Origin of the sequence: Corynebacterium sp. ACRPE, from assembly GCF_022347435.1 — a bacterium.
In the GTDB taxonomy this organism is placed as follows: Bacteria; Actinomycetota; Actinomycetes; order Mycobacteriales; family Mycobacteriaceae; genus Corynebacterium; species Corynebacterium tuberculostearicum_D.
The window spans coordinates 158,184-172,660 of the sequence record NZ_JAKRNA010000001.1 but is presented as its reverse complement, the minus strand read 5'-3'; the positions used below and the strand labels follow the sequence as shown (position 1 = coordinate 172,660).

The following is a 14,477-nucleotide window of genomic DNA, read 5'->3' as shown; positions in this document are numbered from 1 at the left end:
CCATGGCAGACCTCAGCGTCGCGCGCTTTGTGTCCAATTTTGGGCAGTTTCTCAAATTCGGCATCGTCGGCGGTTCCGGTACCGCGGTAAATCTCATCACCTCGGTCCTGGCGAAGAAGTGGGGCTGGGCATGCTTCGAAGCGATGCCCAATGACCCGCTGGTCAACCTCTTCGGAACCCAATTTCACCTGCGCTGGTTCATGCTCTATTCCACCATCGCTTTCTTAGTCGCAAATACGTGGAACTACCAGCTCAACCGCATGTGGACCTTCAAGTCAGTGTCTAAAGTGTCCTGGATCCGCGGATTCTTCCCCTTCCTGCTCGCCGGTATTGGTGCCTTCGTGGTGTCGATGGCGATTCAGCATCTGCTGATGAATCCCACCTCTCCGCTCCATTTGCCGGCCGATATTCTGGATGATTCCACCGGCCTGCGCACGATGTATTACTGGGCAAACGCCATTTCCATCATCGTGGCGATGCCCATCAACTTCGTCATCAACAAGCTGTGGACCTTCCGCTCGAAGCCGAAGGCGCCTCAGGTTGTCCAGGAAACTGAACCTGCCTAGCCAGGTCCCGGGCCGGCCTCATCCGCCTCGCTCTGTCCCGCCCCTTGGCCGCATCGCCTTTCGCCCCACCGCCCTTCGCGCTCACCAGCGCACGGCGATGGGGCTTTTTCTAGCTGCCGGTGAGCGGGAAGGGGGGCGTCGGCAAGCAATGCTCCCGTCGCGGTCACCGGCATCCCTTCGACGACGGTGAGTGGGCCTCTCGGTGAGTGCGAGGGGGCGGTACCTCCCCACGCGCTCACTGGGGCAGAAAACGCGAGAACCCGCCGTCCGCGGTGAGCGCGAAGGGCGGGTGGAGGGGAGCGGGAGTGGGACTAGTCTTCGAGCTCGGCATCCAGGCGAGCCTGGTCGCGGCGGTGCTGGCGGCGACGAATGAAGGGGGTGAGGATGAGTACGGTGATTACACCGACGGCGGTGCCGAGGAGGTAAGAGGCGGGGCTGTGGCCGTCGGCAGGCGCGTAGGCGTTATAGGCAATGCCAGCGAACATGGCGATAAGTGGGATGAAATAGACGGCCATTGCGGTCCAATTTCGGCCCACTGGTGGGGTGGCGACGCGCTTGCGCATCCAAGCTGTGCCGATGGAATTGCCGAGGATGGACGGTACGAGCGCGAGGAAGCACAGCATGCTCATTCGGCCGGGGAGAACCCAGGCGAGGATTGCGGCGACGACGAGCTCGAGGAATGGGATGAGAGTGATGCCAATTGCGCAGGCTTTATAGAGCGTGTCGCGTTCGAATTCATCGCGAGTGGCGCGCTCGATTTCATTGAGGGAGTAGTTGGCAATGGCGTTAATCATGTTGTTCGGCTCCAAAGATTTCTTCGACGGATTTACCTAGTTCGTGGCAAATGTCCAGTGCGAGGTGCACCGAAGGGGAGTAATTGCCCCGTTCGATATTGGCGATGGTCTGGCGGGAGACGCCGGCTTTTTCAGCGAGTTCGGCTTGTGATAATTCGAGCCAGCGGCGCCATTTGCGGACCATGTTGGGGTGGTCGGCCATCTGGACTCCTTTACTGTGTGTCTTGCTTGCATATCCGAATGTAAAGGATAATTGTCATTAAAGCAAATGTTTCACACATAGATGCCATTTCCAGTAAGGCTGAGTTGCTGAGGTCGGAAGCTCAGGGTTGCGGCCTTTTAGCACCTCAAGAGTGGCTTTGATAAGTAGGATGGCTTCGCTGAGGTGGTAGTTGATGTCGTCGGCAGTAAAGCGCAAAACCGTATATCCGTGGGCGACGGCCGAGTTTTGTTTGGACCGGTCAGCTTGAAAGGCCTCGCTGTGCTTGTGGTATTCCCAGCCATCGACCTCCACAAGGAGCCTTCCAATCCTGAGATCAAAGCGGTACCCCGCAATGAGAGCATTGTGTTCTGGGAAAATTCCTTCAGTGCGCAGCTTTCTGCTTAAAGTGCGCTCCGGTGGGCTATCCGCTCCAATCGCGGCGTGCCGGATCGTCTCTTTTAGACTCCTTGGGACGCGCCGCATTCGCCGACGGTCCGTTTCTAGACGGCCGGGGCCGTGTTTTCCTCGGTAGTGTTCTTCCAGAAGAGGCCTGCACGCACGCGAAATCCTTCGCGCGGCCCACAACGGTTGCATCACCGGAAGGCCGTTGACATTGTGCGTGGCTTGAAGTCGCGAGTGTGAAACGCGAAAGCTCTTACCCTTCAAAGTGCGCGGTCCCTCCGCTTCCAGAGGAAATGTCAGCTGCCGGCCGAGGTAAATCTCTTGCGCCGTCTTTCCCGTGAAATGGATGCGGCTGAGCCCATGCGCCAGCGCCCGCGCCACCGCCCAGGGCGTCCATTCATCGGTATAAATCCCCCTGTGCACGCGATACAGCTTCCCCTCGCGCACTTTGCGACGAATCGCATCCTTGCTCAAACCCTGCCCGCGTAGTTCCGCGGTAGTCCATTCCCCCATGGGGCTTAACCTAAGCGGTCGTGGTGAGCTGTAGCTATGCGCGTCGCGGCATCCTGTGGATAACCCGGGGTTCGGGGGCGATTTTCCGCTGCGTGGTCCGGATAGCTGTGGATAACTGCCCTTCGCGCTCACCGGCGGCCCCGGGTTGCCCTGATTTGTGCTCCCCGTGAGCGCGACGGGAGGGGGCGTGGGCAGAGTTCGCCCTAGGCGCTCACCAGGTGACGAAAAAGAGAGACCCCGCCTCGTGCCGGTGAGCGCGAAGGGCGGGAGTGGCCGAGGGAGGACGGAGGGGCGAGGTGAGCCCCCTGGGATAAGGGGCTAGGTGAGGGGCAGCGTTGAGGTCGGGTTGATGCCGCGAACCTTGGAATTGATAACGCCGGCGATGGCGAGCACCACGAACATGGCGGCGGCGGAGAGGAGTTGGGTGCGGGCGGTGGCGTCGGTAAGCATGAGCACCGCGATGGCCGCAAAGAGGGCGAGGGCGAACCAGGTGAGGTAGGGGAAGGCCCACATGCGGATGGGGAGGGGGCGGAGGGCCTCGAGCTGGCGGCGCAGGCGTAGCTGGCTGACGGCGATGAAGACCCAGACGATGAGTAGGGAGGCGCCGGCGGCGTTGAGCATGAAGCTAAGCAGCCAGCCGGTATCGGCGTAGTTGAGCACCACCATGACGGCCGAGAGGAGGACAGAGAGGGCGATGGCGGTGGTGGGAACGCCGTCCTTATTGGTGGTGGTGAAGATGCGTGGGGCCTCGCCGCGGGAGGCTAGGGAATGCATCATGCGGGAGGAGGCGTAGATCTGCGAGTTGAAGGCGGAGAGTAGTGCGAGGACGATGACGACTTCCATGATGCCGGCCGCGCCCGGGATGCCGGCGCGCTCGAGAACCATGGTGAAGGGGGATTCCGCGGCCGTGGAGGCACCGCCCAGGATGGAATAGGGCAGGAGGAACGTGATGACGAGGACGGAGCCTAGGTAGAACACGGAAATACGCAAGATGGTGGAGCGCACGGCGTTGACTAGGGATTTCTCGGGGTCTTCGGATTCGGCAGAAGCGATGGCAACCACCTCGATGCCGCCGAAGGCGAAGGCTACGGCCAACAGGCCAGCCGCGACGCCGCCGAGGCCATTGGGCATGAAGCCGTCCTCCAAGAAGACGGAGGTACCGATGAAGGAATGGCCGGGCAGGAGGCCCAGGATGAGCAGCGCGCCGATAATGAGGAAGGCCACGATGACAACGACCTTGATGAGGGCGAACCAGTACTCGAATTCGCCGAAGCTGCGCACGCGCAGCAGATTGATGATGCCGAAGAGGACCACGCAGATGGCGGCGGGAATCCATGGCGAGACGTTGAACCAAGAGCCGATGAAGCCGGCCGCGCCGGTGATTTCGGCGCCGAGCACGGCGACGGTGGCTAGCCAATAGATCCAGCCCTGGGTAAAGCCCGCCCAGCGGCCGATGCCGTGTTCGGCGTATTCGGAAAAGGAGCCGGAGGCGGGGATAACGGTGCCCATCTCGCCCAGCATCTGCATCACCAAAATGGCCAGAAAGCCTGCGATGACGTAGGCGAGGAGCACGGCGGGGCCGGCGGCGGAAATGCCGACGCCGGTGCCCAAGAAAAGTCCGGCACCGATGGTGGAGCCTAGCCCCATCATGGTCAGGTGGCGGACCTTCAGGCCAGAACCGAGGGTGGAGGAGTTATCAGTCACCCCTCCATCTTATTTTGCCCGATTGGGCTATAGGAATCGGGGGTGTTAATTCTTGTGCAGCTCGTCGTTAAGCGCGACGGCTTCAGCCTTCCACTCCACGGCCTCAACCGCGCCGGAGACGGAGTTGCGGCGCAGCAGCATGCCGGAGGCACCGGAGAGCTGGGAGCCCTTGACGTTCTCGCCATTGTCGACGCCCAGTGCTTCCGCGACCTTGCCAAAGACGGCTACCTTGGTGCCGGCGGTGACGTAGAGGCCGGCTTCGACCACGGCGTCGTCGCCAAGCGAAATGCCGATGCCGGAGTTGGCGCCGAGGAGGCAGCGCTCGCCGATGGAGATGACCTCCTTGCCGCCGCCGGACAGGGTGCCCATGATGGACGCGCCGCCGCCGATATCGGAGCCATCGCCTACGACGACGCCCGCGGAGATGCGGCCTTCCACCATGGAGGCGCCTAGGGTGCCGGCGTTGAAGTTGACGAAGCCCTCGTGCATGACGGTGGTGCCCTCAGCCAGGTGGGCGCCCAGGCGGACGCGGTCTGCGTCACCGATGCGGACGCCGGACGGCACAACGTAGTCCACCATGCGGGGGAACTTGTCCACGGAGTAGACAACGACCGGGCCGCGGGAGGCCAGGCGGCCGCGCACCATCTGGAAATCGGACACGGCGCACGGGCCGTAGTTGGTCCAGACAACGTTGTTGAGGTGGCCGAAGATGCCATCCATATTCAGGCCGTGCGGCTTGACCGCGCGGTGGGACAGGAGGTGCAGGCGCAGGTAAGCATCGTAGGTATCGACGGGGGCGTCATCCAGATCCTTGATGGAGGTCTCAACGGCGACGCGGGCCACGCCACGCTCCTCGTCCGGGCCTGCCAGTGCGGAGAACTGCTGGGGAACCTCTTCCAGGCGCTTGGTCTCGGTGGTCTCTACGTTCTTATCGGTGTATACGGCCGGGAACCATACGTCCAGGACGGTGCCGTCATGGGTAATGGTTGCTAGGCCACGTGCGGATGCAGAAGTCATGCCCGCTAGCTTAGCAACTACTTCCGCGCCCCCGCGCGCTGGCCGGTGGGAAGTACAAAGGACAAGATGACGAGCACCGCAGCCAGGATGAGCACCGAGATGACCTGGTTGCGCGCGGCCGGATCAAAGAGCATGAGCAGGGTTAGTCCGGCCAGGGCGGCGGCCGTGATCCAGGGCAGCCAGGGGAAGCCGGGCACGTGGATCTCGGTCAGCTCGCCGTTCTTGCGCAGCACGGGGTGCAGCTTGATAAAGGAAGCCACGATGAAGGACCAGATGACCAGCAGGCACCCTCCGACCGCGTTGAAGAGGAATGCCAGGAGCCCCGGCGGGTTCCAGAACTGCAGGCCCACCGAAGCGAAGGCGAAGACCATGGACAAGATGACGGCGTTGATGGGGGAGCCGGCGCGGTTTTGCTTGAGGAAGAATCCCGGGGCGCAGTGGTCTTTGGCCATATCAAAGACCAAGCGGGAGGTGGCGTAAATCTGCGCGTTGAAGGCAGACAGCAAGGCGAGAGCGATAATCGCCTCCATGAAGCCGGCCGCAAATGGAATCTTGGCGGCCGCGAGCACCAGGGTGAAGGGGGAATCGGCCGCGACATCGGCGTCCTGGATGGAGCTAAACGGCAGCGCCATGGTGATCACCACGATGGAGCCGATGTAGAAAATCATGATGCGCACGATGATGGCGCGCACCGCGGTGGCCACGTTGTGCGCCGGGTTCTCGGATTCGGCCGCCGCGATCGTCACCAGCTCGATGCCGCCAAAGGCAAAGGCAACGGCCAGCAAACCGGCGGCGAAGCCCGGCATGCCATTGGGCAGGAAGTTCTCGGTGAAGTTGGTACCGGCCAAGGAGAAATCCATGCCCGGCAGGATGCCCAGCGCCATGAGTACGCCGATGACGAGGAAGGCGACGATGACGCCAACCTTGATGATGGCGAACCAGAACTCGAACTCACCAAAACCGCCCACGGCCGCGAAGTTGACCACCGCGAAAAACGCCACGGCGATAAGCGCTGGAATCCATGGGGCAATATCGAACCAATTGGAAATGATGGCGGCCGCGCCGGTGATTTCGGCGCCCATGACCATGATCAGCATGAACCAGTAAATCCACCCCATGGTAAAGCGCGCCCAGTGGCCATAGGCCTGGCCGGCGTAGGTGGAAAATGACCCCAAAGAGGGGCGGGCGGCAGCCATTTCACCAAGCATCCACATCACCAGTGCGATGAGCGCGCCGGCTACGGCATAGGAGATGAGCACGGAGGTGCCGGAAATCTGGATGCCGAGGCCCACGCCGAGAAAGAGACCGGCGCCCACGGCGGAGCCAAGGCCCATCATCGTGAGATGACGGGATTTCAATTGAGTGGCTTCGGCCATTGTTATCACCTTACGGGGGACGAATTATTTGCAGTGAAGTGAACTTTACACAATGCGGTGAGCTGCGCGGAGCGCTAGCATGGCGCTTTGTGACTTTAGATCTATATGCAGACCCCATCGAACTAACCAAGGCGCTCGTAGATATTCCGAGCCCCTCCCACCATGAGGAGGCCATCGCAGACGCCATCGAAGAAGCGCTGCGCGGATTGGACGTCGAGGTTGCCCGCTACGGCAATACCGTGTGCGCCCGCACGAACCGCGGGCTCGGTTCCCGCGTGGTGCTCGCTGGCCACATTGATACCGTTCCGTTGGCAGAAAATGTACCGCATCACATGGAAACCTCTGAAGACGGGGTAGAGATTATGTGGGGCTGCGGCACTGTGGACATGAAGTCCGGCATGGCCGTCTACCTCAATGCCTTTGCCCAGCTGCACGAAGCGGACGAGCTCAAGCATGACCTGACCGTCATCGCCTACGAGGGCGAAGAAGTGGCCACTGAATTTAATGGCCTGGGCCACCTGCAAAAAGACCACCCGGAGTGGCTCGAGGGCGACTTCGCTCTTCTGGGCGAGCCCTCCGGTGCCATGGTGGAGGCCGGCTGCCAGGGCTCCATTCGCCTGCGCGTGACCGCCCACGGCACCCGTGCACACTCGGCCCGCGCCTGGCTCGGCTCCAACGCAGCACACAAGCTCGCGCCCATTATGAGCCGCATCGCCGCCTATGAGTCCCGCGATGTCACCATCGATGGCTGCACCTACCGCGAGGGCCTCAACATCGTCCACCTCGAGTCCGGCGTGGCCACCAATACGCTGCCGGATGAGGCATGGATGTTTGTGAACTTCCGCTTCGCGCCGGACCGTACGAGCGACGAGGCGCTGGACTACATGAAGTCCATCATCGGCGAGGAAGAAGACGTCACCATCGAGATCGATGACATCGCACCGGCCGCCCAGCCCGGTTTGGGCCAGCCAGCGGCCAAGGCTCTTATCGACGCCGTCGGGGGCAACGTCCGCGCCAAGTACGGCTGGACCGACGTCGCCCGCTTCTCCGAAATGGGCACCCCAGCCGTAAACTTCGGCGCCGGCGACCCCGGGTTCGCGCATAAGAAGGACGAGCAGGTCCCCACCGCCCAGATCACCGAAGTATCCACCGCCCTCTTGAACTACCTGAAGGGATAGACCATGACCCCTGAGCAGATGCGCACCCTGCGCGGCCCGATGCTGCTGCGCACCGAAGGCGAGCAGGCCTCCACCTTTGACCAGCGGCTCTTGGAGTCCGGCGCGGACCATGAGTGGCAGCATGCCGATCCGTGGCGCGTCCTGCGCATCCAAGGCGAGTTCGTCGCTGGCTTCGATGCGCTTTCCAAGCTGCCGAAGGCCGTGACCGTCTTCGGTTCCGCACGCACCACGCCGGAGGATGCGAGCTACCAGTTGGGCGTCGAGGTTGGCCGCAAGCTGGCCGAGCACTCCTATGCCGTCATCACCGGCGGCGGCCCCGGCATCATGGAGGCAGCCAACCGCGGCGCCCACGAGGCCGGCGGGCTATCCGTGGGCCTGGGCATCGAGCTTCCCCACGAGCAGGGGCTTAATGAGTATGTGGATCTAGGCCTGAATTTCCGCTACTTCTTTGCCCGCAAGACAATGTTCTTGAAATACTCGCAGGCTTTCATCTGCCTGCCTGGCGGCATGGGCACGATGGATGAGTTCTTCGAGGTCATGTGCATGGTGCAGACCGGAAAGGTAACCAATTACCCCATCGTGCTCATGGGCACCGAGTATTGGTCCGGCCTGCTGGAATGGATGGATAACACGCTCGCGGCCAGCGGCTATATCAACGAGGGCGACCGGGAGCTTTTCCTGCTTACCGACGACCCCGATGAGGCCCTCTCCCACATCATCCAGCGCCACCAAGTCATGAGCGATAAGCGCATCAGGGAGCCGCGTTGAGCCTCGCGCGTGTGATGGCGATTGTCAATCGCACCCCGGATTCCTTCTATGACAAGGGCGCAACCTTTGACCTCGACCCGGCGCTGCGCCGTTGTGATGAGGTGATCGCAGCGGGTGCGTCGATCGTCGATATTGGCGGTGTGAAGGCTGGCCCCGGCAAGGCCGTGGACGCGGCGGAGGAAATCGACCGCGTGGTGCCGACCATCGAGAAGGTGCACGAGCGCCACCCGGACGTGCTCATCTCCGTCGATACTTGGCGCAGCGAGGTAGCCGAGGCAGCCATCGCAGCCGGCGCCGGCCTGGTCAATGACACCTGGGCCGGTTGGGACCCCGAGCTCATCGAGGTCGCCGGCCACCACCGCGTGGGCTACGTGTGCTCGCACACCGGCGGCATCACCCCGCGCACCCGGCCGCATCGCGTCCACTTCGACGACGTGGTGGCCGATGTCATCGCGGAAACCACCCAATTGGCCGAGCGCGCCGCCTCCCTCGGCTGCCCGGAGGACCTGACCTTCATCGATCCGACGCATGACTTTGGCAAGAACACCTTCCATGGGCTCGAGCTCCTGCGGCGTATCGACGAGATCGTCGCCACCGGTTGGCCGGTGCTCATGGCGCTATCCAATAAGGACTTCGTGGGCGAGACGCTCGACCGCGGGGTAGGAGAGCGCGTGGCCGGCACCCTGGCCGCCACCGCGTGGTCCGCCGCCCGCGGCGTGGCCGCCTTTCGCGTGCACGAGGTGGCCGAGACCGCCGATGTCATCCGCATGACCGCCGCCATCCAAGGCGAGGTGGCCCCACTAGCAACCACGCGAGGCCTTGCATGAGCGTCTCTGTAATCATTCCAGCGCTCAACGAGGAGGACACCGTCGCGGACGTCGTGCGCGCCTGCCTCGCCGATGAACCGCTCGAGGTGCTCGTCATCGACGCAGACTCCACCGACGCCACCGCCTCCCGCGCTGCCGCCGCCGGGGCGGATGTGCGCAATTGGCGCGATATCCTCCCAGAGGAACCGCGCCCCGGTAAGGGCGAATCCCTCTGGCGCGGGGTTGCCGCAGCGAAGGGAGACATCGTCGTCTTTGTCGACGCCGACCTTGAATCCGCCGCGCCCGGCATGGTCACTGCCTTGGCCGCGCCCTTCGCTGACCCAGCGGTGGAGATGGTCAAAGCCCGCTACCGCCGCAGCCTCAACGGCCAGCCCACCGGCGGTGGCCGCGTGACCGAACTGACCGCCAAGCCGCTCATCAAGCAGTTCTTTCCCGAGCTCGCCCACATCGATCAGCCCCTCGGCGGCGAATACGCCCTGCGCCGCGCCACCGCCCTAGAACTACCTTTCGTGGAGGGGTATGGGGTGGAAGCGGGGCTATTGGTGGACGTCGGCAAGCGGGGCACAATCGCACAGGTAGACCTGGGCACGCGGGTACACCGCAACCGGCCGCTGCACGAGCTGGCGCCGATGGCCGAGGTAGTCGCGCGCACGCTGCTTGCCCGCGCCGGGGTCATCGCTCCCGTTGCTCAACGCCCGCCGCTAAAAGGTAAGGTTTAAGCCATGCTGTCTTGGATTATGCTCCTCCTTGTCCTCATCGCCCTGACCGTCATCGGCACCTGGGTATGGGGCTCCATCTTTGGCCGCGGCGAGGTCATGCACCCGCTCGACGAGCCGCAGAAGGTGCGCGAAAATAACCGCGCCGCCCTCCGCGAAGGCCGCCTTGACCAGGTGAAATTCGAGGTAGTTCCCCGTGGATACCGCCAGGACCAGGTAGACGATCTCCTCGCGCAACTGGAAGAACAACTATCTTCCGCGCAGAAAAGGTCTAAGCTGGAAGGAAAAGAAGTTAACTAAAGGAGACTCACTATGGCAGCAATGAAGCCGCGCACGACGGGCGGAGAAATGGAAGCAGTAGAGGAGTCCCGCAAAATTGTCATGCGCATCCCCTCGGATGGCGGCGGTCGCATCGTCATCGAGCTGAGCAAGGACGAGGCCGCCGAGCTCGGTTCCCTGTTGACCGAGGTTTCTAGCTAGTCTAGGTACATGCTTTCTCATATCGTCGACATTCTGGCCGATCCCAACGATGGCACCGCGCTTTCTGGTGCCGATGATTTCTCTCGCCTCGTTTCGGAATCCGGCCACTCTTATGATGTGGCCAAGCAGGGCTACGTCACCCTCGCGGCCGGCGCCGGACTCAAGCACAAGGGCGATGACATGGATATGGTCAACGCCCGCGAGACCTATTTGGCCATGGGCCACTTCGCGCCCTTCGTTGAGGCCGTAACCGGGGCCGTCCAGGACGGACTGGATTCCGCCTCCCTGGCCGAGTCCACGCCCGCCTCCCTCCTCGAGGTGGGTGCCGGCACCGGCTACTACCTGGCCCACACCCTGGACTCCATCGCGGAGGCCCGCGGCGTTGGCCTCGACATTTCCCCGCACGCCGCGAAGCACTTGGCTAAGTGCCACCCGCGCGTCGGCGCCGTCGTGGCCGATGTGTGGGAGCGCCTTCCCATCCAGGATGAGTCCGTCGACGCAATCTCCGTCGTCTTCGCCCCGCGCAATCCCGCCGAATTCCAGCGCGTGCTTGCCCCAGGCGGCCAGGTCATCGTCTTGACCCCCGGCGCCGGACACCTGGATGAGCTGCGCGAGCCGCTCGGCATCCTCGGCGTGGAAGAAGGCAAGGTCGAGCGCATGTATGAGCAGGCCGAGGGCTTCCTCGAGCAGGCGGCCGACCCGGTCGATATCTCGTTCCCCATCGAGCTTGATAAGGCCTCCGTCGCCGCTCAGGTAGGCATGAGCCCGTCCGCGCGCCACATCAGCGCCGGCGAACTCGCCGAGCGCATGGCCGCGCTGCCCCCGACGCTCACGGTCACCGCTCGCGCCCGCTTGGACCGCCTCCGCGCCGTCTAGCTCCCGGCTGGCCCCAGCCACCTCACCGCCCTTCGCGCTCACCGGCAGCGCGTGGGGCGGTTCTTTCGTCTCCCCAGTGAGCGCGAGGGGAGGTTTTCGCCTTTGCCGCTCACTGGCACACGCTTTCCGACGCCCCAGCTTCTCCCCGTGAGCGCGAAGGACGCGTATGAGGGAGCGAGGACAGACGCGGCTCAGCGGAGTGAGGCCGAAAACGCGCAACCCCGCCCTTGCCGCTCACCAGGGGAGGCGGAACCGCGGTGGGCGGCCGCGCCGGTGAGCGCGAAGGGCGGGGAGGGACGGGTTAGGTGAGGAGGGGCAGGCCGGCGTTGAGAGCCTGGCGGATTAAAGCTTGGAGCCGGAGCGCTGCCAGTCCTGCTCGATGACGGCATCGCCGGAGGTTTCGACTCGCAGGCCGGAGCAGCCGCCTTCGAAGTATACGCGGGAGGCCATGGCGATGAGGCCACCGTCGACGAATACCTCAACGGTGGAGCCGTCTTGGATGATGGTGAGGGTATCGGAGTCGCCTTCGGCAAGCGTGGCGGTGGCGGGCTCGGAATCGGCGAAACAGTGGTCGAAGGCTTTGTTCATGGAGCGATCGAGGCTGATGTCATCGCCGGAGTGACAGATGGTGGCGGCGGGGTCACCGGCGCCGTCGAGAAGCGTGACAGTCACGCAGGAACCGGAAGGGACCTCCATGACGCCGGTCCAGGAACGGGCGTAATCGGAGAGGTTGACGGCATCGGGCAGGCCGCGGGCGGGGGCTTGGTAGAGGACGCCGCCCTCGAGGGTGACTCGGCGGGGCAGGGACAGGGCATTGGCCCAGCCTTCGGCTTCCCAGGAGGCGTGCTTGGTGGCGTCGTCGCCGCGGCCGTTGCCGTTGAGGAGGCCGACGATGACGGCCCGCTCGTAGCGCTGCTCTGGGGTGAGAGTGCCGGTGGTCGTATTGGTATTGCGCGGACGGGAGAAGTCGTGGCCGAAGTCTACGCGGCGGAAGCCGGAGACCACGGTAAAAGTAGTGCCCTCCAGCCGGCCGACGAGGTAACCGGAGACGTCGCGGCCGCCGCGCTCTAGGGTGACGAAGAGGACGTCGTAGATATTGCCGTCGACCTCATCGCGCAGGCGGACCAAGCGCGGGGAGACGACCGGCGGGATGGGCGAGGTAGCGGGGACCTCGCCTTCCAAGAAGCCAGGGTCGCCGTCGAACTTGAGGCTGCCACGCAGGCGCCAGGCTACGCCATCGGCGGACTCGAGGATGACGGGAACTGGGGCGTCGGAGTGGCCGGTGAGCGCTAGCATGAGCCAGCCGTCGTGGCCGTCATCGCGGTCCTCGGAGGCCCAATCGGGCACCACGGAGGGGGAGCGGAAGTGATCAAAGTTGCGGGTATTGCCTACGACTTCGCCGAATCGTACGACATTCGCGTCGAGGGCTTGCGGGTCATCGGAGACCTCGCAGATTTCGTCCACGTCAGCGTAGCGGGCGAGGTGAACGGAGATACCGGCGGCGGTCACGGAAGTGAAGTAAAGGTGGATATCGTCCGGGCCTTGGGCTACGGAACCGGCACGCAGGGAGAGCTCGCCGCCAACGGGCGCGAGGACATCGTCGCAGTCCAACCAGTCAAAGGGAGACTCTTCGGAGTAGGTGTGTCCCCAGCGGGCAGGGGAGTCCGCGGTGGGGCGGTACTGGTAGAACAGGTGCCAGGTATCGCCGTCGCGCAGGATACCAGCGGGGGCGTCGAGGACGCCGTCTTCGGGGACAAAATGCAGTTCGGGGCGGTGAGTTGTCACGGCTATCCTTCCTTAAATCAAGCTGCGGTAGATATCGACGGTCTGGGCGGCAATGGTAGCCCAAGAGAAATCGCGGATGGCGCGCTCGCGGCCGGCGCGGCCAAATTGGGTGGCGCGCTCTTTATCGGCGGCGACGTCATTGACGGCGGCGGCGAGGTCGGCTTCGAAGGCGGCGGTAGCGGCGGCGTCGTAAGGCACCAGCACACCGGTCTCGCCATCGACCACAACCTCCGGAATGCCGCCTACGTTGGAGGCGACGACGGCCGTGCCGCAGGCCATAGCTTCTAGGTTGACGATGCCGAGCGGCTCGTAGATGGACGGGCAGACAAACACATCTGCGCCGGAGTAAATCTGCTGGACCTCGTTGCGCGGGAGCATGTCCTTGACCCAGAAAATGCCATCGCGCTGGGCGCGCAGCTCATCTACCAGCGCCTCGGTCTCCGCCGCGATTTCGGGCGTATCGGGCGCGCCAGCACACAGCACCAGCTGGATATCCGGGTCGAATTTCTGCGCCGCCTGCAACAGGTGCTTTACGCCTTTTTGCCGGGTAATGCGGCCGACAAAGGCAACGATGGGGCGTTGCTTATCGACGCCCAGCTTGTCCAACACATCCCCCTCTCGCGGCTGCCACAGCTCGGTGTCGATGCCGTTGAGGACGACGTGGACTTTGGAGGCGTCGATGCGCGGGTAGGCATCCAGGATGGAGTCCTTCATGCCGGCGGAGACGGCGATGACGGCGTCGGCATATTCCATGGCGTTCTTCTCAGACCAAGAGGAAACGTCATAGCCGCCGCCGAGCTGCTCGCGCTTCCACGGGCGGTGCGGCTCCAGCGAGTGGGCGGTGACCACGTGCGGAATATCGTAGAGCTGGGCGGAAAGATGGCCGGCGAGGCCCGTGTACCACGTGTGGGAATGGGCGATGTCGATATCAGAGGCGGCATCGGCCATGCGAAGCTCGGTGGACAAGGTCTTAAGCGCGCCATTGGCACCCTCGAGTGCGGGGTCTACGCCGTGGACAAAGACGTCTTCTTCTTCGCGCGGGGAGCCCATGCAGTGCACGGAGACATCGATGATATCGCGCATAAAACGGGTGAGTTCAGCTACGTGAACTCCGGCCCCGCCGTAGATTTCCGGCGGGTATTCTTTGGAAAAGATTCCGGCTCTCATGCCCACCCAGAATACGTATCTCTGGTGCCGCGTGCAGAAATACGGGATGGGGGTAGAAATGTGCATATATCTGCTGCGAAATGTGGGATTTGCGGTTAGGTTTGGA

The 14,477-nt window shown here is 63.4% G+C and carries 16 protein-coding genes; 8 read left to right on the top strand and 8 right to left on the bottom strand.

Annotated features, from left to right (window positions below; genetic code table 11):
- The first annotated feature begins 2 nt into the window (after positions 1-2).
- A complete protein-coding gene (locus MHY13_RS00815; RefSeq protein ID WP_204609555.1) occupies positions 3-566 on the top strand; it encodes a GtrA family protein in 564 nt (187 codons plus the stop codon).
- A 311-nt stretch (positions 567-877) separates the two neighbouring features.
- On the opposite strand, the gene MHY13_RS00810 is transcribed toward MHY13_RS00815, so the two are convergent.
- The 6 genes from MHY13_RS00810 to MHY13_RS00785 all read right to left on the bottom strand — a co-directional run bounded on the left by MHY13_RS00810 (position 878) and on the right by MHY13_RS00785 (position 6,574).
- Positions 878-1,360, bottom strand: a complete 483-nt coding sequence (locus MHY13_RS00810) for a transcriptional regulator (protein ID WP_204609553.1) — start codon at positions 1,358-1,360, stop codon at positions 878-880.
- Positions 1,353-1,562, bottom strand: coding sequence for a helix-turn-helix transcriptional regulator (locus MHY13_RS00805; protein WP_049377975.1), 210 nt, complete (start codon positions 1,560-1,562; stop codon positions 1,353-1,355). The genes MHY13_RS00810 and MHY13_RS00805 overlap by 8 nt, the downstream gene beginning before the upstream one ends.
- Before the next feature lie 57 nt (positions 1,563-1,619).
- Positions 1,620-2,477 carry a type IV toxin-antitoxin system AbiEi family antitoxin domain-containing protein gene (locus tag MHY13_RS00800; protein ID WP_204609551.1) on the bottom strand — a complete coding sequence of 286 codons (858 nt, stop codon included), beginning with the start codon at positions 2,475-2,477 and terminating at the stop codon, positions 1,620-1,622.
- Positions 2,478-2,795: 318 nt separating this feature from the next.
- On the bottom strand, positions 2,796-4,127 hold the full coding sequence (locus tag MHY13_RS00795) for an amino acid permease (protein ID WP_239280186.1): 1,332 nt from the start codon (positions 4,125-4,127) through the stop codon (positions 2,796-2,798).
- A gap of 99 nt (positions 4,128-4,226) precedes the next feature.
- A complete protein-coding gene (gene dapD, locus MHY13_RS00790; protein WP_150851324.1) occupies positions 4,227-5,198 on the bottom strand; it encodes a 2,3,4,5-tetrahydropyridine-2,6-dicarboxylate N-succinyltransferase in 972 nt (323 codons plus the stop codon).
- Between the two features lie 17 nt (positions 5,199-5,215).
- Complete coding sequence (locus MHY13_RS00785; protein ID WP_239280075.1) at positions 5,216-6,574, bottom strand: amino acid permease; 1,359 nt, start codon at positions 6,572-6,574, stop codon at positions 5,216-5,218.
- A gap of 89 nt (positions 6,575-6,663) precedes the next feature.
- On the opposite strand from MHY13_RS00785, the gene dapE reads away from it, so the two are divergent.
- From dapE to MHY13_RS00750, 7 genes are read left to right on the top strand one after another with little or no spacing between them, the layout of a single operon-like run.
- A complete protein-coding gene (gene dapE, locus MHY13_RS00780; protein WP_239228038.1) occupies positions 6,664-7,752 on the top strand; it encodes a succinyl-diaminopimelate desuccinylase in 1,089 nt (362 codons plus the stop codon).
- Positions 7,753-7,755: 3 nt separating this feature from the next.
- Entirely contained in the window at positions 7,756-8,520 is a 765-nt protein-coding gene (locus MHY13_RS00775) for a TIGR00730 family Rossman fold protein (RefSeq protein ID WP_198492838.1), read from the top strand.
- Between the two features lie 14 nt (positions 8,521-8,534).
- Positions 8,535-9,347 (top strand): dihydropteroate synthase, encoded by an 813-nt coding sequence (gene folP / locus MHY13_RS00770; RefSeq protein WP_239280184.1) that lies wholly within the window; start codon positions 8,535-8,537, stop codon positions 9,345-9,347.
- Complete coding sequence (locus tag MHY13_RS00765) at positions 9,344-10,066, top strand: glucosyl-3-phosphoglycerate synthase (RefSeq protein ID WP_239280073.1); 723 nt, start codon at positions 9,344-9,346, stop codon at positions 10,064-10,066. Before folP ends, MHY13_RS00765 begins: the two co-directional genes overlap by 4 nt.
- 3 nt (positions 10,067-10,069) lie before the next feature.
- Positions 10,070-10,363, top strand: coding sequence for a DivIVA domain-containing protein (locus tag MHY13_RS00760; protein WP_005327512.1), 294 nt, complete (start codon positions 10,070-10,072; stop codon positions 10,361-10,363).
- Between the two features lie 12 nt (positions 10,364-10,375).
- Positions 10,376-10,543 carry a DUF3117 domain-containing protein gene (locus MHY13_RS00755; protein WP_005323535.1) on the top strand — a complete coding sequence of 56 codons (168 nt, stop codon included), beginning with the start codon at positions 10,376-10,378 and terminating at the stop codon, positions 10,541-10,543.
- A 9-nt stretch (positions 10,544-10,552) separates the two neighbouring features.
- Positions 10,553-11,419, top strand: a complete 867-nt coding sequence (locus tag MHY13_RS00750; protein WP_204609539.1) for a methyltransferase domain-containing protein — start codon at positions 10,553-10,555, stop codon at positions 11,417-11,419.
- Positions 11,420-11,761: 342 nt separating this feature from the next.
- Here the strand turns inward: MHY13_RS00750 and MHY13_RS00745 are convergent, their stop codons facing one another.
- Together MHY13_RS00745 and glgA are read right to left on the bottom strand one after the other, a co-directional pair.
- A complete protein-coding gene (locus MHY13_RS00745) occupies positions 11,762-13,204 on the bottom strand; it encodes a GH32 C-terminal domain-containing protein (protein WP_239280071.1) in 1,443 nt (480 codons plus the stop codon).
- A 12-nt stretch (positions 13,205-13,216) separates the two neighbouring features.
- Complete coding sequence (gene glgA / locus MHY13_RS00740; RefSeq protein ID WP_239280069.1) at positions 13,217-14,371, bottom strand: glycogen synthase; 1,155 nt, start codon at positions 14,369-14,371, stop codon at positions 13,217-13,219.
- Positions 14,372-14,477 lie beyond the last annotated feature (106 nt).

What these genes read in the sequence shown, in the direction of transcription:
- MHY13_RS00810 (WP_204609553.1), bottom strand. Translation starts at nt 1,360, where the DNA reads ATGATTAACGCCATTGCCAACTACTCCCTCAATGAAATCGAGCGCGCC.
- dapD (WP_150851324.1), bottom strand. Translation starts at nt 5,198, where the DNA reads ATGACTTCTGCATCCGCACGTGGCCTAGCAACCATTACCCATGACGGC.
- MHY13_RS00800 (WP_204609551.1), bottom strand. Translation starts at nt 2,477, where the DNA reads ATGGGGGAATGGACTACCGCGGAACTACGCGGGCAGGGTTTGAGCAAG.
- glgA (WP_239280069.1), bottom strand. Translation starts at nt 14,371, where the DNA reads ATGAGAGCCGGAATCTTTTCCAAAGAATACCCGCCGGAAATCTACGGC.
- MHY13_RS00750 (WP_204609539.1), top strand. Translation starts at nt 10,553, where the DNA reads ATGCTTTCTCATATCGTCGACATTCTGGCCGATCCCAACGATGGCACC.
- MHY13_RS00795 (WP_239280186.1), bottom strand. Translation starts at nt 4,127, where the DNA reads ATGATGGGGCTAGGCTCCACCATCGGTGCCGGACTTTTCTTGGGCACC.
- folP (WP_239280184.1), top strand. Translation starts at nt 8,535, where the DNA reads ATGGCGATTGTCAATCGCACCCCGGATTCCTTCTATGACAAGGGCGCA.
- MHY13_RS00805 (WP_049377975.1), bottom strand. Translation starts at nt 1,562, where the DNA reads ATGGCCGACCACCCCAACATGGTCCGCAAATGGCGCCGCTGGCTCGAA.
- MHY13_RS00760 (WP_005327512.1), top strand. Translation starts at nt 10,070, where the DNA reads ATGCTGTCTTGGATTATGCTCCTCCTTGTCCTCATCGCCCTGACCGTC.
- MHY13_RS00765 (WP_239280073.1), top strand. Translation starts at nt 9,344, where the DNA reads ATGAGCGTCTCTGTAATCATTCCAGCGCTCAACGAGGAGGACACCGTC.
- MHY13_RS00755 (WP_005323535.1), top strand. Translation starts at nt 10,376, where the DNA reads ATGGCAGCAATGAAGCCGCGCACGACGGGCGGAGAAATGGAAGCAGTA.
- MHY13_RS00775 (WP_198492838.1), top strand. Translation starts at nt 7,756, where the DNA reads ATGACCCCTGAGCAGATGCGCACCCTGCGCGGCCCGATGCTGCTGCGC.
- MHY13_RS00815 (WP_204609555.1), top strand. Translation starts at nt 3, where the DNA reads ATGGCAGACCTCAGCGTCGCGCGCTTTGTGTCCAATTTTGGGCAGTTT.
- MHY13_RS00785 (WP_239280075.1), bottom strand. Translation starts at nt 6,574, where the DNA reads ATGGCCGAAGCCACTCAATTGAAATCCCGTCATCTCACGATGATGGGC.